Source organism: Microbacterium sp. UBA3486 (assembly GCF_002377845.1).
In the GTDB taxonomy this organism is placed as follows: Bacteria; Actinomycetota; Actinomycetes; order Actinomycetales; family Microbacteriaceae; genus Microbacterium; species Microbacterium maritypicum_A.
Genome location: NZ_DFQP01000118.1, coordinates 38484 through 60621, shown reverse-complemented (window position 1 = coordinate 60621; position 22138 = coordinate 38484). Strand labels below are relative to the sequence as shown.

The window sequence follows — 22138 nt, the reverse complement described above, 5'->3', positions numbered from 1 at the left end:
CGGCATCCGACGCCCGCGCGACCCTCGCTCCGAGTTCACAGGGCTGCCCGTCGGTCGGCACGGCACCGCTCGCGGCGTCCGCGACGGCGAGCGCCGCGGCATCAGCGGCACCCGCCGCCCGCTGAGCCGTCACCGCAGCCCCGCCGACAGCGGCGAGGCCGAGGGACAACGTCGCCGCGACGGCGAGAACACCCGCCGCGAGCGCGGAACCCGCCATCAGAGTCCCCCGTCGAGCGCGCAGCTCCTGGCACGAAGAGGCAGACGGAGCACCGATCCGACGGAAACGTCGAGCGACGCGCTGACGCAGACGAGGTCGCCCGAGAGCGAGGATGTCATCCCCGCTCCCGGGACTGCGGACTGCACCATGCGTTTCGCGGTGCCCTGTTCTTCGCCGCGTCCGAGCAGGCGCGCCGCGTCAGCGGAAGCATCCTGCAGCGCCACCTGGCGGGACGCCGCGCCGAGTGCTCCCGCGCCGAGCAGGAACACCAGCACCACCGCGGGAAGAGCGAGGGCCAACTCCGCCGAGACGGATCCGCGGTCGCCTGCGTGTCGTGGCGCCGGCGACGGCTCGCCGACGCCACGGGCGTTCCGGGATCGTCTCGCGATCTCCATCACGACACCGTCAGCGCCCGGCGCACGAGATCGGTGAGAATGCCACGCACTTCGTCCGATCGCATGATGACGACGAGGAGTCCTGCGAAAGCCACGGCAGCCATCGTGGTGATCGCGTACTCGGCCGTGGCGGCTCCGGTGTCGTCGCCGAACAACGCCTCGGCGCGCCGTCGATCCAGCAGGGGAATGTTCTTCATCGTGTTCCTTCTTTCTGTGGGATGCGTGGGCATCGGGGTGTACGGGTGTTCGGGAACGTCACAGCGGCATCGGCGCGGATACGAGGACGCTGAGCAGGAGCGGCGCCACACCGAGAAGGAGGAAAGCCGGCAGCGTGCAGACCCCGAGCGGGAACAACAGGCGTGTCGAGAGCTTCGCGGCACGGAGCCGCCCCTGCACTCTGGCGGCGTGTCGGTCCTGGGCCGCGGATGCCCGGAGCAGCTCGACGGCCGGCACGCCCGCGGCGCGAGACAGCTCGAGCACGGAGCGAACGCGTTCATCACCGGTCTCCGAGGGGGACGTCTGCGAGACCAGCTGCTGTGCACGATCGATCGAGGCCCCGCCCGACAGTGCGACCGCGACGAGCTCTGCGTGCATCCCGGGGGTGCCGGGGGCCGGTCGCGCCTGCCGCAGCAGGCGCGTCGTCCACAGATGCGCCGCGGCGACGAGGAGCAGGCCGAGGGCGACGCAGGCGGTGCCGAGCACGTTCCCGAAGATCACTCCGATGGTGTCGAACCCGAGTGCGAACCCGAGGAGCACCCCGGCGAGCGGCATCCACAGCAGCAGTCGTGCGGTCCCTGCGGGTTCGGCGAGTGCGATGCGCACATCGTCAGCCGCGGCCGCGGAGTCTCGCAACGTCTCCGCGATCATGCGGAGAACCTCGGCGAGCGGCGCCCCCACCGTCGTCGCGATCTCCCAGGCGGCGGCCAGATCGATCCACGCCCCGCCCTCGGCCTCGATGGCCTCGAGGAGCGGCACCCCTCGATCGAGGCGGTCGACGACCGCCCGCGCCTGCGGATCATCCGCTTCGGCCAGGTGCCGCCACGCGGCGACCGGCACAGCTCCCGCCTGCAACAGCACGGCCAGCGTCTGCACCGAGGTCGCGGCATCCGTCGCGCCGGTCGGTCCTCGTCGACCCACACGACTCCACCGCATCACCACGGCTGCACCTCCTCGACATCGAGACGATCCCCGACGATCACGAGACGCCCCGCCTGCCGGATGCGGCGGGTGCCCCCGGGGGCGCGGTCGAGGTGGAGGACGATCGTGAACGCGCTGACCGCCTGCCGCGCGAGAGCGATCGAGTCCATCCCGGCGAGGGCGCCGAGGGCTTCGAGCCGCGCGGGGACGTCGCGGAGCCCGCTCGCGTGCAGAGTGCCCGCACCCCCGTCGTGACCGGTGTTGAGGGCGGTGAGCAGCTCTCGGACCTCTTCACCGCGGCACTCCCCGACCACCAGCCGATCGGGACGCATCCGTAAGGACTCGCGCACCAGTCGCGCCAGAGAGATGCCGCCCGTGCCCTCGAGGTTCGACTGCCGCGCTTCGAGGGCGACGTGATGCGGGTGACGCGGACGCAGCTCGGCGACGTCTTCGATCGTGACGATGCGCTCCGTCGAAGACACCTCCGACAGCAGCGCCGACAGCAGCGTCGTCTTGCCCGTTCCGGTTCCCCCGGTGATGAGGATGTTCGCCCGCTCGGCCACCAGCCCGAGCAGCCAGGCATGCTGGCGCGCGTCGAAGGCGCCGAGAGCGGCGAGCGCGTCGAGATCCGCGACACGTACGCGGGGAATGCGTATCGAGAGGGCGGTTCCGGTGGTCGACACCGGTGCGAGGACCGCATGAACCCGGACGCCGGAATCGAGACGGACGTCGACGCAGGGCGCCTGGTCGTCGATATGGCGTCCCCCGAGACCGACCAGTGCGACGGCGAGGTCACGGACCTCCCGTTCCGAAGCCCTCCACCCCGGTGTGGGCTCGGCTCCACTCCCGCGGTCGATGAACAGCCCACTCGCGCCGTTCACGAACACATCGGTGACGGCATCGTCGAGGTGGGTGAGAAGCGGCCCGAACGCCGGATCCAGGCGACGGGTCTCGGGCGGGGCATCCCCTTCGGGCGCAGCCGAACGAACTCCCCTGGGCTGGATGACGAAGGAATCAGGCATGGACGCGACGCTATGCGCGGCCGCCGTGCGGGAAAGGCGTGAGGTGGGGGTCGGCTCAGCGCCTGTGAAGAAGACCACTCATCCGCCCACGGTGCAGGAGACGCCTCCGGCGGAACCCGGAACGGCAGGGAGCGCTCCCAAAGGAATGGGCGGCATCTCACGGGGGGAATGAGATGCCGCCCACGACGGGCCACGATTGGGGGAATCGGGCACGCCAAGGCCGGAATGAGAATTCGGCTGTCGTCGAGTGTACGCAAGGCGACCGTCCTGACAAAACCGGCCGCACTACCGACTTTCGGCAGTATGCGACAGGAGGCCGCGGAGATAGATTCACCGTGACCTGGTCGCCACCCCCACGACCATGCTCGTAAGACCCGTATGCCGCAAAGGAGCGCCTGCCGATGAGCAGCCAGATCGATCATCTTCTCGACGAGACCCGGAAGTTCCCGCCGTCGGAGGACTTCGTCGCCCAAACCATCTCGTCGCCCGAGCTGTACGAGCGTGCCGCCGCCGATCGCGAATCCTTCTGGGGTGAGCAGTCCCGAGAGCTGGTGCACTGGCACAAGCCGTTCACCCAGGTGCTCGACTGGAGCAACCCGCCCTTCGCGAAGTGGTTCGAGGACGGCGAGCTGAACGTCGCCTACAACTGCCTCGACCGTCATGTCGAAGCAGGCAACGGCGATCGCGTCGCCCTGCACTGGGAAGGCGAGCCGGGCGACTCCCGCCGCATCACGTACGCCGAGCTCACGGACGAGGTCAAGCGCGTCGCCAACGTGCTCGAAGGTCTCGGCATCGGCCAGGGCGACCGCGTCGCGATCTACCTGCCGATGATCCCCGAAGCGATCGCCTCGATGCTCGCGGTCGCTCGCCTGGGAGCGATCCACTCCGTCGTGTTCGGCGGCTTCAGCGCCGACAGCCTGCGTTCGCGCATCGACGACGCCGGCGCCAAGCTCGTCATCACCGCCGACGGCGGCTACCGCAAGGGCCGCGTCTCGGCGCTGAAGCCGGCCGTCGACCAGGCCCTCGCCGACCGCGGCGACGGTGAGCAGCAGACCGTCGAGCACGTCCTCGTCGTCCGCCGTGGCGAGAACGAGGTCGACTGGATCGACGGCCGCGACATCTGGTGGCACGACGCCGTCCCTGCCGCCTCCGCGGAGCACACGGCACAGGCGTTCCCCGCCGAGAATCCGCTCTTCATCCTCTACACCTCGGGCACGACCGGCAAGCCCAAGGGCATCCTGCACACCTCCGGCGGGTACCTGACCCAGGCGGCGTACTCGCACAAGTACGTCTTCGACCTGCACCCGGAGACCGATGTGTTCTGGTGCACGGCCGACATCGGCTGGATCACCGGACACAGCTACGTCACATACGGCCCCCTCGCCAACGGCGCGACCCAGGTGCTCTACGAAGGCACACCGGATGCCCCGCACCCCGGTCGCTGGTGGGAGATCATCGAGAAGTACAAGGTGTCGATCTTCTACACCGCGCCGACCGCGATCCGCTCGTTCATGAAGATCGGCCGCAGCGTCCCCGCGAAGTTCGATCTGTCGTCGCTGCGACTGCTCGGCTCGGTGGGAGAGCCCATCAACCCCGAGGCATGGATGTGGTACCGCGAGGTCATCGGGGCGAACAAGACGCCGATCGTCGACACCTGGTGGCAGACCGAGACCGGCGCGATCATGGTGTCCGCTCTTCCGGGAGTGACCGAGACCAAGCCCGGTTCCGCGCAGGTGCCTCTGCCCGGGATCTCGATCGACGTCGTCGACGAGAGCGGCGTCGAGGTCGGCAACGGCAGCGGCGGCCTGCTCGTGATCACCGAACCCTGGCCCAGCATGCTGCGCGGCATCTGGGGCGACCCCGAGCGCTACCGGGAGACCTACTGGGAGAAGTTCGAAGACCAGGGCTACTACTTCGCCGGGGATGGCGCACGCCTCGACGACGACGGCGACCTGTGGCTGTTGGGTCGTGTCGACGACGTCATGAACGTCTCCGGACATCGTCTGTCGACCGCGGAGATCGAATCGTCGTTGGTCGCGCACGAAGCGACGGCCGAGGCCGCCGTGGTCGGTGCCTCGGACGAGACCACCGGCCAGGCAGTGGTGGCCTTCGTCATCATCAAGGAGAGCTATCTCGCCGCGCACGAGCCTGCCGGCCTCGCCCAGCAGCTGCGCCTCTGGGTGGGAGAGCAGATCGGCGCGATCGCCCGCCCGCGAGATGTCTACATCGTGGGCGAGCTGCCGAAGACCCGCTCCGGCAAGATCATGCGCCGCCTGCTCCGCGACGTCGCCGAGGGCCGCGAGGTGGGCGACACGACGACCCTCGCCGACACCGCGGTGATGAGCATCATCTCGGCGCAGGTCAAGTAGCACCCGTCGGCAGGAGAAAGAGAACGCGCCTCCCCATCGGGGAGGCGCGTTTCTCGTTCACGGCGACACCGCGTGCCGACCGACGCTCAGGCGAGGAGGAAGGCGACCTCGACCTCGACCGGGCTGCCCAGCGGGAGCTCGGCGACGCCGACGGCCGCGCGCGCATGCCGCCCGGCATCGCCGAAGATCTCACCGAGAACCTCGCTCGATCCGTTGATGACGCCGGGCTGACCGGTGAAGCCCTCCGCCGAAGCGACGAAGCCGCCGACGCGGAGCACACCGACGATGCGATCGACCCCGCCGGCCGCATCCGCTGCCGCGGCGAGGGCGTTGAGCGCGCAGGTGCGGGCGTAGGACTTGGCGTCCTCGGCGGAGACCTCGCCGCCGACCTTGCCGACGGCCGGAAGCGCACCGTCGACGAACGGAAGCTGCCCGGAGGTGTAGACGAGACCGCCGTGCACGACCGCCGGGACGTAGGCCGCGACCGGGGCAGCGACGGCCGGGAGCTGGATGCCGAGTTCGGCAAGACGGGCGGAGACGCTCATGCCTGGCCTCCCTCGAACTGACGGGCGGCCTGTTCTGCGGCTGCGAGACCGGCGTTCGTCGACGCGTCCGACGTCACTGGGCGCTTCAAGTAGGCGACGAGCCCGCCCTCGGGGCCCTGCACGACCTGGACGAGCTCCCAGCCCTGCTTGCCCCAGTTGTTGAGGATGGCTGCGGTGTTGTGGATCAGCAGCGGCGTGGTGAGGTACTCCCACGTGGTCATGGCACTCCTGTCGATCGGGGCACGACACCCGAAATCCGGGGCGGGCTCGTCAAAGGCGGTATTCAGGGAACTCCCCTACGATCAAGCGTATGCCCCAAAAGAATCGCACGGTGAGAGGCGTGCTCGGCGGTCTCGTCGGGCTCGTCGGCCTGAGCGCCGTCGCCGGTCTCCTCGTCACGGCCAGCGTCACTCCGGTCCTCGCGATGACCGGTCTCGCAGGCACCCAGGCCCTCACCCTCTTCGATCAACTCCCCGAGAGCCTCGACCCGAGCACGCCGATGGAGCAGTCGACCATCTACGCGACCGCCCCCGACGGATCCCAGGTCGAACTCGCGTCGTTCTACGAGCAGAACCGCGTCCCTGTGACCTACGAACAGGTCTCCCCGAACCTGTACGACGCGATCCTCTCGAGTGAGGACAAGAACTTCTACAGCCACGGCGGCGTCAACATCGGCGCCACGGTGAAGGCTCTGGTGGACAACGTGCGCGGCACCTCCAGCCGTGGTGCGTCGACCATCAGCCAGCAGTACGTGAAGAACGTCCTCATCCAGAAGTGCGAGCAGGAGGTCGACACCACGTCCGACACCTACTCTGAGGACCTCCAGCAGTGCTGGAAGGATGCGACCAACGCGACCGGCGCCAAGGGCATTGAGCGCAAACTGCAGGAGATGCGCTACGCGATCCAGATCGAGAAGGACTTCTCGAAGAACGACATCCTGCTCGGCTACCTGAACATCGCCAACTTCGGCGGCACCGTGTACGGCATCGAGGCCGCCGCGAACTACTACTTCTCGACGACCGCGGCGAACCTCACGGTCGCGCAGTCGGCGACTCTCGCGGGCATCGTTCAGAACCCCAACACGTATCGCATCGACAAGCCGGAGCAGGGCACGACCACCAACGCCGAGGGCGTCGCACTGAACACCGCGGCGGACGGCTACTCCCTCACGAAGGATCGCCGACACTACGTGCTCGGTCGCATGCTCACGGACGGCAAGATCACGCAGGCGCAGTACGACGAGGCCGATGCCTCGGAGATCGCCCCCGCGCTGAACCCTCCGACGCAGGGATGTGCCTCTGCCGGCACGAGCGCATACTTCTGCCAGTACGTGAAGTCGATCGTGCTGAATGATGAGGCCTTCGGCAAGACGCAGCAGGAGCGGACGGATCTGCTCCGCCGCGGTGGCCTCAAGATCTACACCACGCTCGACTACCGCATCCAGAACCCGGCCGCCGAGACGATGTCCGAGATCGTTCCCGCCAACGCCGACAACCAGAACTTCGGCGCCGCGGGCGTCTCGGTGGAGGTCGGAACCGGGCGCATCCTCTCGATGACGCAGAACACGATGTTCACCGAGACCCCCACCGACGACCAGGCCTACACGTCGCTGGTGTTCGCGGGAGACAAGGACCACGGCAACTCGGGCGGTTTCCAGGTCGGATCGACCTACAAGCTCTTCACGCTGATCGACTGGCTCGAGAAGGGGCACTCCATCAATGAGGTGCTCAACGGAAGCGTGCAGACGAACCTGCGGATCCCCGTGTGCGGTGTCAAGCAGAGCACGGACACGAAGAAGATCGGCAACTTCGGCGGCGGCGGAGGCGGGACCAGCTCCGTGTTGAACTTCACGAAGAATTCGCTCAACAGCGGCTACTTCGCGATGGCGTCGAAGCTCGACGTCTGCGAGATCAACAAGGTGGCCGACCGCATGGGAGTCACGCTGGCCAACGGCGACAAGGTCACCGACGAGAACGTCCCGTTCGACGTGCTCGGCCCGAAGAACATCTCCCCCCTCGCCATGGCGAATGCGTACGCGACCGTGGCGAGCGGCGGGAAGTACTGCTCCCCGCGCGCGATCGACCGCGTGGTCGGCGCCGACGGTAAGGACCGCGAGCTGCCCGCGTCGTCCTGCACGGATGGGGTGCTTCAGCCCGAGATCGCAGCAACCGCGGCGTTCGCGCTGCAGAGCGTGATGGGCGGCGGCGGCACCGGATCCCGTGCCAACCCGAATGACGGCACGCCCCTCATCGGCAAGACGGGAACGCACGACCGCTGGTCGACAATGATGATCGAATCCAGCACGAAGGTCGCGACTGCCGTCTGGGCAGGCCGCTGGCAGGGACAGGCGAACATCTACCAGAAGCGCGCGAACGGCTGGAACCTCAACGACATGCGATACCCGCTGGCCAAGGCCGCACAGGGGGCAGCCAACGCCGCTTACGGCGGAGACGCCTTCCCGAAGCCGGACGGCAAGCTGACCCGCCAGCAGTTGACGACGGTTCCGAGCGTCGTGGGCAAGTCGGTCGAGGAAGCCACAGGCATTCTGACCGATGCCGGCTTCCAGGTCTCCGTCGGAGGAGCGGTCGACAGCGATCTCGCTGCCGGTCTGGTCGCCGCGCAGGACCCGACGGGCGAAGCGCCGAACGGCGCGACGGTCACCCTGACGACCAGCAACGGCCAGGGCACGACCGTCCCGGCGAACCTCGTCGGGATGTCGAGAGCCCAGGCGACGGCCGCACTCGGGGCCGCGGGCTTCACGGACATCGAGTTCGACAACACCTGCAACCCGCCGACGTCCGTCGTGGGCAACTCCGACCCTGCGCCCGGCACCGCGGCCAGCAAGTCGACCGCCGTGCGTGTGACGTGCCAGTAGCGGCACGCCGCGGCGCACACCCGGCCCTCATCGCGCTCGGCGCGGTGGGGGCCGTGGGTGCCGGCGCTGCGATCTGGGGCATCGGCATCGAGCGGTACCTGTTCACCGTGCGCGAGGCCTCAGCAGTGGCTCTCCCGCCCGGTGCCGCGTCCCTGCGTATCCTGCACATCTCCGATGCGCACATGGCACCGTGGCAGCATCGCAAGCAGGACTGGCTCGCCTCCCTCGCCGAGTTGAAGCCCGATCTCATCGTGAACACCGGAGACAATCTCGGCCACGAGAACGGACTCGACGGCATCCGGCGCGCTTTCGCTCCGTTTGCCGGCATCCCCGGCGTGTTCGTGCACGGCTCGAACGACGTCGCCGCGCCGTCTCCGCGGAACCCTTTCCGCTACTTCCTCGGCCCGTCCAAGAAGAACCACAAACCGGAGCTGCTCGACACCGACGCGATGGACCGGTACTTCACGGACGATCTGGGCTGGACCTCGCTCAACAACTCTGCGGCGCGGCTGAACATCGCGGGCACCGATGTCGACCTTTTCGGCGTCGACGATGCCCACCGCGACTGGGATCGTCTGGACGAGCTTCCCGACGCGATCGCGGCGCTCGGCACCCGCGACGCAGCGACGCCCGTCCTCGGTGTCACGCACGCGCCCTACCAGCGCGTGCTCAACGGATTCACCGGCCTCGGCGCCCACGCGATCCTCGGCGGCCACACGCACGGTGGTCAGGTATGCCTTCCCGGGTACGGCGCGCTCGTGGCGAACTGCGACATCCCGCTCAAGCAGGCCAAGGGGCTCAGCACCTGGTCGCACGACGGCCGCACCGTGCCGCTCAACGTCAGCGCAGGGTGCGGACACTCCATCTACGCGCCGGTCCGCTTCGCCTGTCGCCCCGAGGCGACGCTTCTCACGCTCACCGCACAGCCTCGGCGCTGACCGCGCCGGGTGGCACAGTTGCTTCCGCCCGGCGAAGCCAAGACGGCACGGACCGTGGCCTTCGGGGCGAGCACGATGTATCTCGTGGTCCCGCTGACGTTCTCGGTGCTCGCTCTGCCCCTCGTCAGTGAGGCCACGCGCCCGCAGCTCGGACTGGCAGATTGGCCTCGATCCGCCCTCACTCTGCTCGCGGTGTTCATCATCGGCGTCCTGCTCCCCGCGATGGCTCTCCTCCGTGGAATCCGCTCGCTCGTGCGTCCCCCCGCGCGCGTGCTTCTCGCCGCTCTCGCACTCCTGTTCACGCTGATCTGGGGTGTGATCGTCGCGTGGGCCATCGGGCTGGGCGCCAGCGGAGGAAACAGCGAAAGTGCCGTCGGGATGCTGTCCGTGTGGGTGTTGACGACGTCGAATGTCTGGCCCATGCTGGTCACCGCCAGTTGCATGGCTCTGCCACGCGGGCGTGCGAGCCTCATCACGCTCGCGGCCTCCACGGGCGGAGGGCTCCTGCTCCTGATCGTCGCGCTCATCACCGCACGCATCACCGCACAGGTCTGATCCGGCCTCGATTCGGCGCGGAGAGCATTTCCCTGTAGACTCGGAGGGTTGCAAACGGGGTGTGGCGCAGCTTGGTAGCGCGCTTCGTTCGGGACGAAGAGGTCGCAGGTTCAAATCCTGTCACCCCGACCAGTAACACCGGAAGGCCGCCCCTCAGGGGCGGCCTTCTCTGTACCGGGACCGTGCACGAAGGGAACGCATGAGCTCTCTGCTTCCGCCGCCGCGCCGTTTCACCCGGGCCTGGGCGCTCGCCCTCGGCATCCCGTTCCTGATCGGCCTCGCCGCCCTCACCCTCACCCCCTCGAAAGTCGAGGAGTCGATGCCGAATCTGCTCGACCTCGTGCTCGAAACGGCTCACCGCCTCGGCTGGGAGTGGCTCGACTTCACCCGGCTCGAGATCATCGCGAACGTGCTCGTCTTCGTGCCCGTCGGCATCCTCGCCTTCCTGCTCCTCCCCCGACGTATCTGGTTCCTCGCCGTACTGGTGGGGCCGTTGCTGTCCGCGATGATCGAGGTCGCGCAGCGCGTGGCTCTCCCCCACCGCGCGGCGACCGTGAACGACATCGTCGCCAACTCGACGGGTGCCATCATCGGCGTCGCCGTCGCGGTCGCCTTCACCGTGCTCCTCGCCCGGAGATCCTCCCAGCGTCCACCTTCTAGGCTGGAGTCATCATGACCACGCCCACACTCGTCGCCTTCGATCTCGATGACACGCTCGCCCCTTCGAAGGGATCGATCGACCCGAGGATCGCCGCGCTCCTGCGCACACTGCTGCAGACGGTCGACGTCGCCATCATCTCCGGCGGGAACGAGGCGCAGTTCCGCTCACAGGTGATCGCACAGCTCGGAGACGCCGATCCGGCCGATCTCGCCCGGTTGCACCTCCTGCCCACCTGCGGCACCCGTTACCTCCGCCACGACGGCACGGACTTCGCCCCGATCTACGCTCACGATCTCAGCGAAGCCGACAAGCAGGACGCTCTCACGGCTCTGCGCGAAGAGGCCGAGCGCCTCGGACTGTGGGAGGCCGAGCCGTGGGGCGACATCCTCGAGGACCGCGGATCCCAGATCACCTTCTCGGCGCTCGGTCAGCGTGCGCCGCGCGAGGCGAAGCACGACTGGGACCCGACCGGCGCCAAGCGAGCTGCGCTGCGGGATGCGGTCGCCGCACGTCTTCCCGGACTCGAGGTCCGCTCGGGCGGTTCCACCTCGATCGACATCACCCAAGCCGGTATCGACAAGGCCTTCGGGATGCGGCAACTCGCCACGCACACCGGCATCGCCCTCACCGAGATGCTGTTCTACGGCGACCGGCTCGATGAGGGGGGCAACGACTACCCCGTGCTCGCGATCGGTGTTCCCGCCATCGCCGTCGACGGCTGGGAAGACACCGCCGACAAGCTCGACGCGCTTCTGCTGACGCTCTGACCTTCGCGGTGTCGCGCTGCGCGACCACACGCGAGAGTCCTAGCATGGCGTCATGGATGCCCTGCTGATCGTCATCATCGTCGCCGCGGCCACCAGCGCCGTCTGCTGGGTGCTCTCCCTGATCACCCGCGACACCTCCTGGGTCGATCGCGCCTGGTCGATCGTCCCCGTCGCCTACGTCTGGATCTTCGTCGCCGGCGCTTTCGTGAACGGTGACGGGTCGGGGCGCGTGGTCGTGATGGGTGTGCTCGCCACCGCGTGGGGAGCACGCCTGACCTTCAACTTCGCCCGCAAGGGCGGCTACACCGGGATGGAGGACTACCGCTGGGCCATCCTGCGTGGACGGATGCGGCCCTGGCAGTTCCAGATCTTCAACGTGCTGTTCATCATCTGCTATCAGATGGCGCTGCTCGTGCTCATCACGCTACCCGCCCTCGTCGCCGCACAGCACCCTTCGGCCCTCACCGGGTGGGATGCCCTGTTCATCGCCGCATTCGTCGCCTTCCTCGTCGGGGAGACGATCGCCGATCAGCAGCAGTGGGTGTTCCATCAGCGGAAGAAGCAGGCAGGCGGCACGCTCGCACCGGGGTTCGCCACGACGGGCCTCTTCCGATACAGCCGGCACCCGAACTTCTTCTTCGAGCAGGCGCAGTGGTGGGCCTTCTACGCGATCGGAGCGACGGCTGCGGTCACCGGCGGCGCCGGCGTCATCGGCGGGGTGCTGAATCCGACGATCATCGGTCCGGCTCTGCTGACCGTGCTCTTCATCGGCTCGACGATCTTCACCGAGTCGATCACCGCGTCGAAGTACCCGGCGTACGCCGAGTACCGCAAGACCACGTCGATGCTGGTGCCGTGGCCCCCACGCACCAGGGCGGTGGCCACGCAATCCTGAGACGGCGTGGCCACCTCCCGGTCGGCTCCGGACGCGCAGGACTCAGTGCACGCGGGCTTCCGCGGCGGCGTGGGCCACGGGAACCAAGCGGGTCAACTGGGTCACGTGCGCGGGCTCGAGCTCGGCGAGCGAGGCGACACCCAGCAGGCGCATCGTGCGTTCGATCTCGCTGCGCAGGATCGCGATCGTACGGTCGACACCCTGACGTCCACCCGCCATCAGACCGTAGAGGTACGCCCGTCCGATCAGGGTGAAGTCCGCTCCGAGCGCCACTGCCGCGACGATGTCCGCACCGTTCATGATGCCGGTGTCGATCATCACCGTGAAGTCGTCGCCCACGGCCTTGCGCACCTCGGGAAGCAGGTGGAACGGGATCGGCGCACGGTCGAGCTGGCGGCCACCGTGGTTCGAGAGGACGATCCCGTCGACTCCGGCATCGCGCAGACGCACCGAGTCCTCGACGTTCTGCACGCCCTTGATCACGATCTTGCCCGGCCAGATGTCGCGGATGACGGCGAGATCGTCATAGCTGATCGTGGGGTCCATCGCGGCGTCCAGCAGCTCGCCCACGGTACCCCCGGTGGTGCTGAGCGAGGCGAACTCGAGCTTCGGGGTGGTGAGGAAGTCATACCACCACCACGGGCGCGGGATCGCGTTGATGATCGTGCCGAGGGTCAGCTGCGGCGGGATGCTGAACCCGTTGCGCTTGTCGCGAAGACGCGCTCCCGCGACCGGCGTGTCCACCGTGAACTGCAGGGTGTCGAACCCCGAGGCGGCGGCGCGACGGGTGAGCTCGTAGGAGATCTCGCGGTCGCGCATGACGTAGAGCTGGAACCAGTTGCGTCCGCGCGGGTTGGCGGCCTTCACGCCCTCGATCGAAGTGGTGCCGAGCGTCGAGAGGGTGAACGGGATTCCGGCGGCGGCCGCGGCGCCCGCGCCCGCCGTCTCCCCCTCGGTCTGCATCAGACGGGTGAACCCGGTCGGGGCGATTCCGAACGGCAGAGCGGACGGACCGCCGAGGATCTCGACGCTGGTGTCGACGGTCGGCGCCGGTCGCAGGATCCCGGGGTGGAACTCCACGTCCTGGAACGCCTGACGTGCGCGCGTGAGCGACAGCTCGCCCTCGGCGGCGCCGTCGGTGTAGTCGAACGCGGCCTTCGGCGTGCGGCGCTTGGCGATCAGGCGAAGATCATCGATCGTGAGAGCACCCTCCAACCGTCGCTTGCGACCGTCGAGTTCGGGCTTCTTGAACTTCATCAGCTCGAGGAGCTCGACGGGGTTGGGGAATTGGCGCTGCACCATGATGTGCCTCTCAGATCTGGGGGTGGATGTCACGGGTCAGGCCCGCGGACGTGTAGTAGCCGGTGATGTGCGTGTGGACCAGGGAACGCGCTGTCTCGACGTCGGCGGCATCGATCGCCGCGACGAGTGCGTGGTGCTCTGCGCGAAGCCGCGTCGCCATCGCCTCCCAGTCGGCGATCGCGGAGACGCCCGCCTGCACGTAGGACTCGATCGAGGAACGAAGACCCGCCATCATCGCGGCGATGACCGTGTTCCCGCTGGCCTCGGCGAGCGAGAGGTGCAGCTGCGCGTCGAGGGCGAGGAACTCCGACGGGGCGAGGCCCGGGGCGTCCATCGCGGCGAGCAGTTCATGGGCGCGGTCCGTGTCGCGCTCGGGGGCGCCTGCCATCGCGGCGACGACCGCGTCTTCGAGCACCAGACGCGTGCGCACGACGTCGTCGAGCGGGAAGCCTTGCGCCGCCACCTGGAGCCGCAGCAGCGCTGACATGCCACCGGTGGGCGTGGCGATGACGATGGCGCCCGATTGCGGGCCCGAGCCGGTCGCCGTGCGGATGAGCCCCATCACTTCAAGCACCCGGAACGCCTCGCGGACGCTCGAGCGTCCGACGCCGAGCTCGGATGCCAGATCACGCTCGGACGGGAGACGATCACCCGGACTGAGACGTCCGTCGAGGAGGTCGCGTTCGATGTGCTTGAGCACGAGTCGCCATGCGCGCGCCGGCTGGTCGGTCATCGAACCTCCTGTGGTCAGACCACAGAGTATCGCGTGTGGTCAGACCACGCAAACAGGCGCGCTCGATCCCCGCGCTGCGTGCGCAACTCAGGAAGAAGACGACGAAGTGCGTCGCAGACGGCTCTTCGCGGCACGGGGCCGACAATCTTCCTGAATCACGGCTTCGGGACGGCACCGGCCGATGGGCGCCTCGACGGATCGGGCCGACCTCAGCCCAGGCGACCACCGGACTCTTCGAGGTAACAGGTACCGCAGAGCGACTCATAGGTGGTCAGCTCCGGCGAGGCCGATCCGGTCGCGCCCTCGTCGATAGCGACCTGGTCGCCGTCGAACACGAACCGTCCACCGACGACGCGACCGTTGAACACGGCCTTCCGTCCACAGCGGCAGATGGTCTTGAGTTCCTCCAGCGAGTGCGCGATCGCGAGCAGTCGCGCGGATCCGGGGAAGGCATGAGTGAGGAAGTCGTTGCGGATGCCGTAGGCGATGACCGGGATTCCGTCGACCACCGCGATGCGGAAGAGATCATCGACCTGGGTCGGCGTGAGGAACTGCGCCTCGTCGATCAGCAGGCAGGCGACGTCGCTCGGCCCTTCCGGCAGCAGCTCGTCGTCCGACGCATGCTGCATGCGCCCGCGATGTGCGGCGAAGATCGCACGCGCGTCGTCATCGGGATCGATCAGGAAGTCGACCCGACGGGTGACGCCGAGTCGACTCTCGATCTCGGATGCCCCCTTGGTGTCGATCGCCGGCTTCGCGAGAAGCACGTGCTGCCCGCGCTCCTCGTAGTTGTAGGCGGCCTGCAGCAGGGCGGTCGATTTTCCGGAGTTCATCGCGCCGTAGCGGAAGTAGAGCTTCGCCACGGTGCGACCTCAGACGTTGATGCCGAGTGCGGCTGCGGTCGCTTCGGTCGACTTCTCGGCGAGCTCCGGATTCTCGTTCAGCTTCTCGCCGAACGTGGGGATCAGCGCGCGCAGCTCGGGCTCCCAACCCGGGTACTCCGCGGGGAAGCACTTCTTGAGCAGATCGAGCATGATCGGCACGGCGGTCGAGGCGCCCGGAGAAGCACCGAGCAGACCCGCGATCGACCCGTCGGCCGCCGCGACGACCTCGGTGCCGAACTGCAGGATGCCACCCTTCTTCGGGTCCTTCTTCATGACCTGGGCGCGCTGGCCGGCGTCGATGAGCGTCCAGTCCTCGTCCTTCGCAGTCGGCATGAACGTACGCAGGCTGTCGACCTTCTTGGCGTGGTTCTTCAGCAGCTCGCTGATGAGATACGTGATGAGATCGGGGTTCTTCACCGCCACCTGCAGCATCGGCAGCAGGTTGTGCGCGCGCACCTGCGAGACGATGTCGAGCATCGACCCGTTCTTCAGGAACTTCGGGCTGAAGGTCGCGAACGGCCCGAACATGAGCGAGGCCTCGCCGTCGACGACACGCGTGTCGAGGTGCGGGACCGACATGGGCGGAGCACCCACCGACGCCTGCGAGTACACCTTCGCCTTGTGCTGGGCGACGATCGTCGGGTTGGTGGTCTTGAGGAACTGGCCGCCGATCGGGAAGACGCCGTAGCCCTTGATCTCCGGGATGCCGGAATTCTGCAGCAGCTTGAGAGCCCAGCCGCCGGCCCCGACGAACACGAAGCGCGCCTTGACCTCGCTCGGGGTGTGACCGATGCTGTTGCGGTACTTGACCAGCCAGGTACCGTCCTTCTGCTTCTTCAGACTGCGCACCTCGTGGTTGGTGCGCAGCGTGACGCCGGAGTCGGTCAGGTGGTCGAACAGCTGGTGCGTGAGGGCGCCGAAATCGACGTCGGTGCCCGCGGGGACGCGGGTCGCGGCGAACGGCTCGCCCTTCACCCGCTGCTGCATGAGGAGCGGCGCCCACTTGTTGATGACGCGGGAATCCTCGCTGTACTCGATGCCCGCGAACAGCGGCTGCTTCTTGAGTACCTCGTACCGGTTCTTGAGGTACGCGACATCCTTCTCACCGCGCACGAACGTCATGTGCGGCGTCGCGTTGATGAAGGTCGACGGCGCATCGAGCACGCCCTTCTCCACCAGCGACGACCAGAACTGCCGGCTCTGCTGGAACTGCTCGTTGATCGAGACCGCCTTGGCGGGGTCGAGCGGGGCATCACCCTGCTGCGGCATGTAGTTCAGCTCGCACAGTGCGGCGTGCCCCGTGCCGGCGTTGTTCCACGGGTTCGAGCTCTCCTGAGCCACCTCGGAGAGTCGCTCGAAGGCGACGATCTTCCACTCCGGCTGCAGCTCGTGCAGGAGAGTACCCAGGGTGGCGCTCATGATGCCACCGCCGATCAGGACGACATCGACGTTTTCAGTCACCGAACCAGTCTAGTTCGCGGGCACGCCACCGCCGACCATGCGGCACGGCCCGGTCAGACCGCTTCCACATCGCGGGGATACCGTCAGGCTATGACCGCCAGGCGCTCTGCCAGGATCTCGGCGATCTGCACGGCGTTCAGCGCCGCCCCCTTGCGCAGGTTGTCGTTGCTGAGGAACAGCACGAGCCCCTTGCCCTCGGGGGCGGACTGGTCGGCGCGGATGCGACCGACGAAGCTCGGGTCCTTCCCCGCGGCCTGCAGCGGGGTGGGAACCTCGTCGAGCACGACACCGGGAGCGACGCTCAGCACCTCGCGCGCACGCTCGGGCGTGATGTCGCCGGCGAACTCGACGTTGATCGACAGCGAGTGCCCCGTGAAGACCGGCACCCGCACGCAGGTGCCCGCGACACGGAGGTCCGGGAGTTCGAGGATCTTGCGGCTCTCGTTGCGGAGCTTCTTCTCCTCGTCGGTCTCGTTGTCGCCGTCGTCGACGAGGTTGCCGGCGAACGGGATCACGTCGAACGCGATCGGCGCGATGTACTTCTCGGGCTCGGGGAAGTCGACCGCCGACCCGTCGTGCACGAGGCGGAGGGTGTCGCCCTGTGCGAGCACGCCCTCGACCTGGCCGAGGAGCTCCTGGGCACCGGCGAGGCCGGAGCCGGAGACGGCCTGGTAGGTCGACACGATCAGGCGCTCGAGACCGGCCTCGGCGTGCAGGGCCTTCAGCACCGGCATCGCGGCCATCGTGGTGCAGTTCGGGTTCGCGATGATGCCCTTGGGGCGCTCGTCGATCGCGTGCGGGTTGACCTCGCTGACCACGAGCGGGACCTCGGGGTCCATGCGCCAGGCGCTGGAATTGTCGACGACCACGGCACCGGCGGCGGCGAAGCGGGGCGCATAAGCGCGGCTCGCGGTGGCTCCGGCCGAGAACAGGGCGATGTCGATACCCGCGACATCCGCCGTCTCGACGTCTTCGACGATGACCGTCGCTCCACCGAACTCGATTGCCGTGCCGGCCGAGCGCGCCGAGGAGAACAGGCGCAGGTCGCGGATCGGGAACGACCGCTCGGCGAGAATCTCGCGCATCACGGTGCCCACCTGGCCGGTGGCGCCGACGATGGCGACGGAGAGTCCTGAATCGGAGATGCGGGTCATGATGTTCCTTGGCGTCGTGCGGTGCTGCGTACGAGGCTTCGGGCGCGGCGTCGGGGTGATGAAGCTGCGCCTGGCGCCGGTGTCAGGGTTTCGGCGAGTCTACCGTGGTCTCACGAACTGCCGGCGCTGCGTCCCGAGGGGGCACGGAGTCGGCAGGAAAACGGCGATGAACGGCGGAGATCAGCGGCCGGTGCCGGCGTGGACCGTGGCTTCGGCGTCACCGTCGAGTCCGTAGGCGGTGTGCACGGTGCGCGCGGCCTCGGTGAGGTCGGTGTCGCGCAGCACGACCGAGATGCGGATCTCCGAGGTCGAGATCATCTCGATGTTGATCCCCCCGGCCGACAGCGCCTCGAAGAGGGTGGCGGAGACACCCGAGTGCGTCCGCATGCCCGCACCGACGACCGACAGCTTGCCGATCTGGTCGTCGTGGATCAGGTTCTGGAACCCGACCTCGGTCTGCTCCCCGGCGAGGGCCTTGAGGGCGGCCGCCGCATCCGCCTTGGGGACGGTGAAGGAGATATCGGTGCGCCCGGTGGCCGAGACGTTCTGCACGATCATGTCGACGTTCGCACCCGACTTCGCGACGATCTTGAAGATCTCGGCGGCCTTGCCCGGCACATCGGGCACGCCCGCGACCGTGATCTTGGCCTGGCTGAAGTCGGTGGCGACGCCGGCGACGATCGGTTCTTCCATGACTGCTCCCTCGGCTTCGCGGGGGTTCTTCATACCCTCGCCCAGAACGTATGTGCCCTCGGCCGACGAGAACGTCGACCGAGCGTGAATCAGGACGCCGTGACGGCGTGCGTACTCGACGGCGCGGATGTACAGCACCTTGGCCCCGTTGGCGGCGAGCTCCAGCATCTCCTCGCTCGAGACATGATCGAGCTTCTGTGCCTTCGGGATCACGCGCGGATCGGCGGTGAAGATGCCGTCGACGTCGCTGTAGATCTCGCAGACATCGGCGTCGAGCGCGGCGGCGAGGGCGACGGCGGTGGTATCGGACCCGCCGCGACCGAGCGTGGTGATGTCACGGGTGTCGCGGTTGAAGCCCTGGAACCCGGCGACGATCACGATCGCGCCCTCGTCCAGAGCTTCGCGCAGACGCACGGGCGTGACATCGACGATGCGGGCGGCACCGTGCTGCGAGTCGGTGATCATGCCCGCCTGGCTGCCCGTGAACGACCGCGCCTCGAAGCCCATCGAGTGGATCGCCATGGCCAGCAGTGCCATCGAGATGCGCTCTCCGCTGGAGAGGAGCATGTCGAGTTCACGGGGCGCGGGAATCGGTGCGACCTCGTTGGCGAGATCGAGCAGCTCGTCGGTGGTGTCGCCCATGGCGCTCACAGCGACGACCACGTCGTGCCCGGCACGACGCGTATCGACGATGCGCTTGGCGACGCGCTTGATGCTCTCTGCGTCGGCGACGGACGAGCCGCCGTACTTCTGCACGATGAGGGCCACGATCACTCCCTGGGATGACGGGCGGATCCGCCCACGCTCATTCTACGATCGGCGCGTATGCCCCGTTGCGCATGTGTCGCGTCGCGGTGCATCGAGTGCACGGGATGTCGCCGAGTGCACAGGATGTTCGCGTGAGCAAGCCGTGCACTCGACCGCAAGCCGTGCACTCGACGACTCGGAGTGGGAGGTGCGCGGCGCGGCGCGCGGCAGGAGGTGCGGGGCGCGGCTCAGAGGGAGGGCGGGAGAGCCTGGGGAGAGACCGGGCGCAGTCGACCACCTGTGGCGGCGAACCAGCACCCGACGATGATCAGCGGGAAGCCCAGCAGCAGGCCGGGGGTCAACGGCTCGGCGAGGACGATGGCTCCGAGGACGATCGCGACCACCGGATTCACATAGGTGAACAGTGGCGCGCGCACCGGACCGACTTCGCGGATGAGCGCGAAGAAGGCCAGGAAGGCCACCGCCGTGCAGATCACGGCGAGCGCGAGCAGCGCGACGATCGACGGCAGAGTGGGCACCTCGTGCTGAGTGAGCAGCCCGATCGGGAGGTAGAAGATCCCGATCATGAGAAGAGAGAGGGTGATGGTGCCGAGGGACGGCACATCGTTGAGCTTGCGAGCGACGATGAAGGGCGCGGTCGCATACAGCACCGCGACCAGCAGCACCTCGCCGGCCGCGAGAAGACTGACCTCACCACCGAAGAGCCCGGGACCCGCGACCACCACCGCGACACCGACGAACCCGACGAGCAGACCGATCCCGCGGGCCGGCCGCAGCACGCCACGGTCGCCACCGCCGAGGGCGATGAGAGCGGCGAACAGCGGCACGGTCGCCACCAGCAGGCCCGTCATGCCGGAGGGCAGCGTCATCTCGGCGTGCCCGAGCAACAGGAAGGGGCCCGCCATCTCGACGACGCCGAACGCGAGCACCCACGGCCAGTGCTTCAGAGCGGCACGCAGCGCGCCGCTGCGGAGGGCGAACGGCAGCAGCAGCAGAGCCGCGATGAGCGTGCGCCCCGCCACGATCGCCGGTGGCGAGAACGACTCGACCGCGACGCTGATGAACAGATACGGAACTCCCCACAGCAGCGCCATGGCACCGAAGAGGAGCCAGCCGCGACGTGAGAAGCCCGTGTGGGGGCTCACAGGATGCGCCGGCCTTCGAAGGCGCGGCCGAGGGTGACCTCGTCGGCGTACTCGAGGTCGCCGCCGACGGGCAGGCCCGAAGCGAGACGGGAGACCGTGATCTGCATCGTCGTCAGCAGGCGGCTGAGGTAGCTCGCGGTCGCCTCCCCCTCGAGATTGGGGTTGGTGGCGAGGATGACCTCCTGCACGGTGCCGTCGGCGAGGCGGGTCATGAGCTGGGCGATGCGCAGGTCGTCCGGTCCGATGCCGGCGATGGGGCTGATCGCTCCGCCGAGGACGTGGTAGAGGCCCCGGAACTCCCTGGTGCGCTCGATGGCGGCGACGTCTTTGGCGTCTTCGACCACACAGATCAGCGCCTGGCTGCGACGCGGGTCGCGGCAGATGGCGCAACGCTCCTGCTCGGCGACGTTGCCGCAGATCTCGCAGAACCGCACGCGGAGACGGATCTCACTGAGCAGCTCAGCGAGACGGGCGACGTCGAACGTCGGCGTCTGCAGGATATGGAACGCGATCCGCTGCGCGGACTTCGGGCCGATGCCGGGGAGCCGACCGAACTCGTCGATCAACTCCTGAACGATGCCGTCGTACATCAGGAGAACCTCGTCGGGGGCTCGTAGGGCTCTTCGCGCAGGAATGTCGCGCCGAGCACCTGGCGGATCACGGCCTCACCGTAGCGCTGCACTCCTCCGACGGAGGGCGAACGCTCGATGACGACCGGCGGAGTGGCGACGGCCGTGCGCTGCGTCTGCGGCGCCGACCGGTCGGGAGCAGCCCCGCGCGACACGGACGGGTCGGCCGGCGGCTCGTACGAGGGGTCGTACGGAGGCTCATCGTCGTAGGCCGGAGCCTCGTCGTCGCCGGGCAGCGGCGGCTCGTCGCGATCGATGACACCGTCGGACGGGGGAATCGGTGCCGAGGCCGCTGCCTCGACCTCTTCGGGCTCATCGTCGACGGGGAGCGGCGCGGACGGTATCGGAGCGTCGCGCACCGACTCCTCGTTCGCGGTCGGAATCGACGCGACGGCCCACTCCGTCACCGACGATGCGGACGCGCCACGGACCTGCGAACGAGGGGAACGCGCTGACGCAGGCTCCGATGCGGGAGCGGAATCAGCCGGTGCCGAGGATCCGGACGACGCCGGCTGGCGCGGGGCACCCCCGGTCGGCATCGGGGCGGGGAGGTACTTCACGCGGACGCCGAGCTCGTTCTCGATCGCGGAACGCAGGTGGTCGGAAGGCCCTGAGCCCGGGGTCGTGCCCTTGAACTTGGCGACATCGTGCTGGCTGGTGAATCCGAGCGTGAGCACCTCGGTCTCGGTGACGTACGCCAGGGGCTGCACGGCCGTGGCCAGCAGCCAGGACGTGCGGCTGATGCTCTCGAGCCGCGTCAGCACGGCGGGCCACACGGCGCGGATGCGCTCGAACGTGACCGGTCCCTGCGATGCCGCAGGAGCCGCGGGTTCTGCAGGAGCCGCGGGTTCCGGTACGGCACCGTCGGATACCGCACCGACGCTCTCGCTCGCTGCCTCCTCGACGACCCGAGTCTGGGCAGCGGAAGCAGGAGCGGATTCGACGACGACCGGCTCCGGCGTGTGCCTGGAGGCGGCCGGGCTGACGGGAGCC

22 protein-coding genes, 1 tRNA gene and 1 pseudogene are annotated in these 22138 nt (G+C 68.3%); 8 read left to right on the top strand and 16 right to left on the bottom strand.

What is annotated here, in order from left to right; translation table 11 throughout:
* The 5 genes from B2869_RS18710 to B2869_RS18690 form a co-directional block, all read right to left on the bottom strand.
* Positions 1-217, bottom strand: a 217-nt coding sequence (locus tag B2869_RS18710; RefSeq protein ID WP_292769862.1) for a helicase, incomplete at its 3' end; no start/stop codon positions are given.
* Positions 217-612, bottom strand: coding sequence for a TadE family type IV pilus minor pilin (locus B2869_RS18705; RefSeq protein WP_292769858.1), 396 nt, complete (start codon positions 610-612; stop codon positions 217-219). The genes B2869_RS18705 and B2869_RS18710, both read right to left, overlap by 1 nt.
* The gene (locus B2869_RS18700) at positions 612-809 is read right to left on the bottom strand and encodes a DUF4244 domain-containing protein (protein ID WP_021199122.1); all 198 of its coding nucleotides are present in this window, start codon (positions 807-809) and stop codon (positions 612-614) included. The genes B2869_RS18705 and B2869_RS18700 overlap by 1 nt, the downstream gene beginning before the upstream one ends.
* Positions 810-867: 58 nt before the next feature.
* Positions 868-1764, bottom strand: a complete 897-nt coding sequence (locus tag B2869_RS18695; RefSeq protein WP_292769865.1) for a type II secretion system F family protein — start codon at positions 1762-1764, stop codon at positions 868-870.
* Positions 1764-2771 (bottom strand): TadA family conjugal transfer-associated ATPase, encoded by a 1008-nt coding sequence (locus B2869_RS18690; protein WP_292769853.1) that lies wholly within the window; start codon positions 2769-2771, stop codon positions 1764-1766. The genes B2869_RS18695 and B2869_RS18690 overlap by 1 nt, the downstream gene beginning before the upstream one ends.
* 401 nt (positions 2772-3172) lie before the next feature.
* On the opposite strand from B2869_RS18690, the gene acs reads away from it, so the two are divergent.
* Positions 3173-5140: an acetate--CoA ligase gene (gene acs / locus B2869_RS18685; RefSeq protein ID WP_292769850.1), complete on the top strand. Its 1968-nt coding sequence runs from the start codon at positions 3173-3175 to the stop codon at positions 5138-5140.
* 86 nt (positions 5141-5226) lie between these two features.
* Here acs and B2869_RS18680 read toward each other — a convergent pair whose 3' ends face one another.
* Together B2869_RS18680 and B2869_RS18675 are read right to left on the bottom strand one after the other, a co-directional pair.
* Positions 5227-5685 carry a RidA family protein gene (locus B2869_RS18680; RefSeq protein WP_292769847.1) on the bottom strand — a complete coding sequence of 153 codons (459 nt, stop codon included), beginning with the start codon at positions 5683-5685 and terminating at the stop codon, positions 5227-5229.
* Positions 5682-5906, bottom strand: a complete 225-nt coding sequence (locus tag B2869_RS18675; protein WP_021199127.1) for a hypothetical protein — start codon at positions 5904-5906, stop codon at positions 5682-5684. Before B2869_RS18675 ends, B2869_RS18680 begins: the two co-directional genes overlap by 4 nt.
* A gap of 89 nt (positions 5907-5995) precedes the next feature.
* Here B2869_RS18675 and B2869_RS18670 point away from each other — a divergent pair, with 89 nt between their 5' ends.
* The 7 genes from B2869_RS18670 to B2869_RS18640 all read left to right on the top strand — a co-directional run bounded on the left by B2869_RS18670 (position 5996) and on the right by B2869_RS18640 (position 12376).
* Complete coding sequence (locus tag B2869_RS18670; RefSeq protein ID WP_292769842.1) at positions 5996-8560, top strand: transglycosylase domain-containing protein; 2565 nt, start codon at positions 5996-5998, stop codon at positions 8558-8560.
* A complete protein-coding gene (locus B2869_RS18665; protein ID WP_292769839.1) occupies positions 8551-9498 on the top strand; it encodes a metallophosphoesterase in 948 nt (315 codons plus the stop codon). Before B2869_RS18670 ends, B2869_RS18665 begins: the two co-directional genes overlap by 10 nt.
* Before the next feature lie 9 nt (positions 9499-9507).
* Positions 9508-10053, top strand: coding sequence for a hypothetical protein (locus B2869_RS18660; RefSeq protein ID WP_292769837.1), 546 nt, complete (start codon positions 9508-9510; stop codon positions 10051-10053).
* Between the two features lie 55 nt (positions 10054-10108).
* Positions 10109-10185: transfer RNA gene (locus tag B2869_RS18655), tRNA-Pro, on the top strand.
* A gap of 67 nt (positions 10186-10252) precedes the next feature.
* Positions 10253-10729 (top strand): VanZ family protein, encoded by a 477-nt coding sequence (locus B2869_RS18650; protein ID WP_292769834.1) that lies wholly within the window; start codon positions 10253-10255, stop codon positions 10727-10729.
* Positions 10726-11481: an HAD-IIB family hydrolase gene (locus tag B2869_RS18645; protein WP_292769831.1), complete on the top strand. Its 756-nt coding sequence runs from the start codon at positions 10726-10728 to the stop codon at positions 11479-11481. The genes B2869_RS18650 and B2869_RS18645 overlap by 4 nt, the downstream gene beginning before the upstream one ends.
* Positions 11482-11533: 52 nt before the next feature.
* Positions 11534-12376, top strand: coding sequence for a DUF1295 domain-containing protein (locus B2869_RS18640; protein ID WP_292769828.1), 843 nt, complete (start codon positions 11534-11536; stop codon positions 12374-12376).
* Between the two features lie 42 nt (positions 12377-12418).
* Here the strand turns inward: B2869_RS18640 and B2869_RS18635 are convergent, their stop codons facing one another.
* The 9 genes and pseudogenes from B2869_RS18635 to B2869_RS18595 all read right to left on the bottom strand — a co-directional run.
* Positions 12419-13678 (bottom strand): alpha-hydroxy acid oxidase, encoded by a 1260-nt coding sequence (locus tag B2869_RS18635; protein WP_292769825.1) that lies wholly within the window; start codon positions 13676-13678, stop codon positions 12419-12421.
* Between the two features lie 10 nt (positions 13679-13688).
* Complete coding sequence (locus B2869_RS18630) at positions 13689-14411, bottom strand: FadR/GntR family transcriptional regulator (RefSeq protein WP_292769822.1); 723 nt, start codon at positions 14409-14411, stop codon at positions 13689-13691.
* Between the two features lie 209 nt (positions 14412-14620).
* Positions 14621-15274 carry a thymidine kinase gene (locus B2869_RS18625; RefSeq protein ID WP_021199135.1) on the bottom strand — a complete coding sequence of 218 codons (654 nt, stop codon included), beginning with the start codon at positions 15272-15274 and terminating at the stop codon, positions 14621-14623.
* 9 nt (positions 15275-15283) lie between these two features.
* Positions 15284-16756, bottom strand: a complete 1473-nt coding sequence (locus B2869_RS18620; RefSeq protein WP_292769819.1) for a malate:quinone oxidoreductase — start codon at positions 16754-16756, stop codon at positions 15284-15286.
* Positions 16757-16839: 83 nt separating this feature from the next.
* Positions 16840-17910, bottom strand: a complete 1071-nt coding sequence (locus B2869_RS18615; RefSeq protein ID WP_021199137.1) for an aspartate-semialdehyde dehydrogenase — start codon at positions 17908-17910, stop codon at positions 16840-16842.
* Positions 17911-18090: 180 nt separating this feature from the next.
* Positions 18091-19371 carry an aspartate kinase gene (locus B2869_RS18610; RefSeq protein ID WP_029258718.1) on the bottom strand — a complete coding sequence of 427 codons (1281 nt, stop codon included), beginning with the start codon at positions 19369-19371 and terminating at the stop codon, positions 18091-18093.
* A 227-nt stretch (positions 19372-19598) separates the two neighbouring features.
* Entirely contained in the window at positions 19599-20516 is a 918-nt protein-coding gene (locus B2869_RS18605) for a DMT family transporter (protein ID WP_292769810.1), read from the bottom strand.
* Complete coding sequence (recR, locus tag B2869_RS18600; protein ID WP_021199140.1) at positions 20513-21106, bottom strand: recombination mediator RecR; 594 nt, start codon at positions 21104-21106, stop codon at positions 20513-20515. The genes B2869_RS18605 and recR overlap by 4 nt, the downstream gene beginning before the upstream one ends.
* Positions 21106-22138 (bottom strand): annotated as a pseudogene (locus B2869_RS18595) (DNA polymerase III subunit gamma and tau); the annotation flags it as partial. The pseudogene B2869_RS18595 and the gene recR, both read right to left, overlap by 1 nt.

Bases quoted from the DNA above. Each gene is read 5' to 3' on its own strand.
- B2869_RS18705 (WP_292769858.1), bottom strand. From the start codon at position 612: ATGGAGATCGCGAGACGATCCCGGAACGCCCGTGGCGTCGGCGAGCCG.
- B2869_RS18700 (WP_021199122.1), bottom strand. From the start codon at position 809: ATGAAGAACATTCCCCTGCTGGATCGACGGCGCGCCGAGGCGTTGTTC.
- B2869_RS18695 (WP_292769865.1), bottom strand. From the start codon at position 1,764: ATGCGGTGGAGTCGTGTGGGTCGACGAGGACCGACCGGCGCGACGGAT.
- B2869_RS18690 (WP_292769853.1), bottom strand. From the start codon at position 2,771: ATGCCTGATTCCTTCGTCATCCAGCCCAGGGGAGTTCGTTCGGCTGCG.
- acs (WP_292769850.1), top strand. From the start codon at position 3,173: ATGAGCAGCCAGATCGATCATCTTCTCGACGAGACCCGGAAGTTCCCG.
- B2869_RS18680 (WP_292769847.1), bottom strand. From the start codon at position 5,685: ATGAGCGTCTCCGCCCGTCTTGCCGAACTCGGCATCCAGCTCCCGGCC.
- B2869_RS18675 (WP_021199127.1), bottom strand. From the start codon at position 5,906: ATGACCACGTGGGAGTACCTCACCACGCCGCTGCTGATCCACAACACC.
- B2869_RS18670 (WP_292769842.1), top strand. From the start codon at position 5,996: ATGCCCCAAAAGAATCGCACGGTGAGAGGCGTGCTCGGCGGTCTCGTC.
- B2869_RS18650 (WP_292769834.1), top strand. From the start codon at position 10,253: ATGAGCTCTCTGCTTCCGCCGCCGCGCCGTTTCACCCGGGCCTGGGCG.
- B2869_RS18645 (WP_292769831.1), top strand. From the start codon at position 10,726: ATGACCACGCCCACACTCGTCGCCTTCGATCTCGATGACACGCTCGCC.
- B2869_RS18640 (WP_292769828.1), top strand. From the start codon at position 11,534: ATGGATGCCCTGCTGATCGTCATCATCGTCGCCGCGGCCACCAGCGCC.
- B2869_RS18635 (WP_292769825.1), bottom strand. From the start codon at position 13,678: ATGGTGCAGCGCCAATTCCCCAACCCCGTCGAGCTCCTCGAGCTGATG.
- B2869_RS18630 (WP_292769822.1), bottom strand. From the start codon at position 14,411: ATGACCGACCAGCCGGCGCGCGCATGGCGACTCGTGCTCAAGCACATC.
- B2869_RS18615 (WP_021199137.1), bottom strand. From the start codon at position 17,910: ATGACCCGCATCTCCGATTCAGGACTCTCCGTCGCCATCGTCGGCGCC.
- recR (WP_021199140.1), bottom strand. From the start codon at position 21,106: ATGTACGACGGCATCGTTCAGGAGTTGATCGACGAGTTCGGTCGGCTC.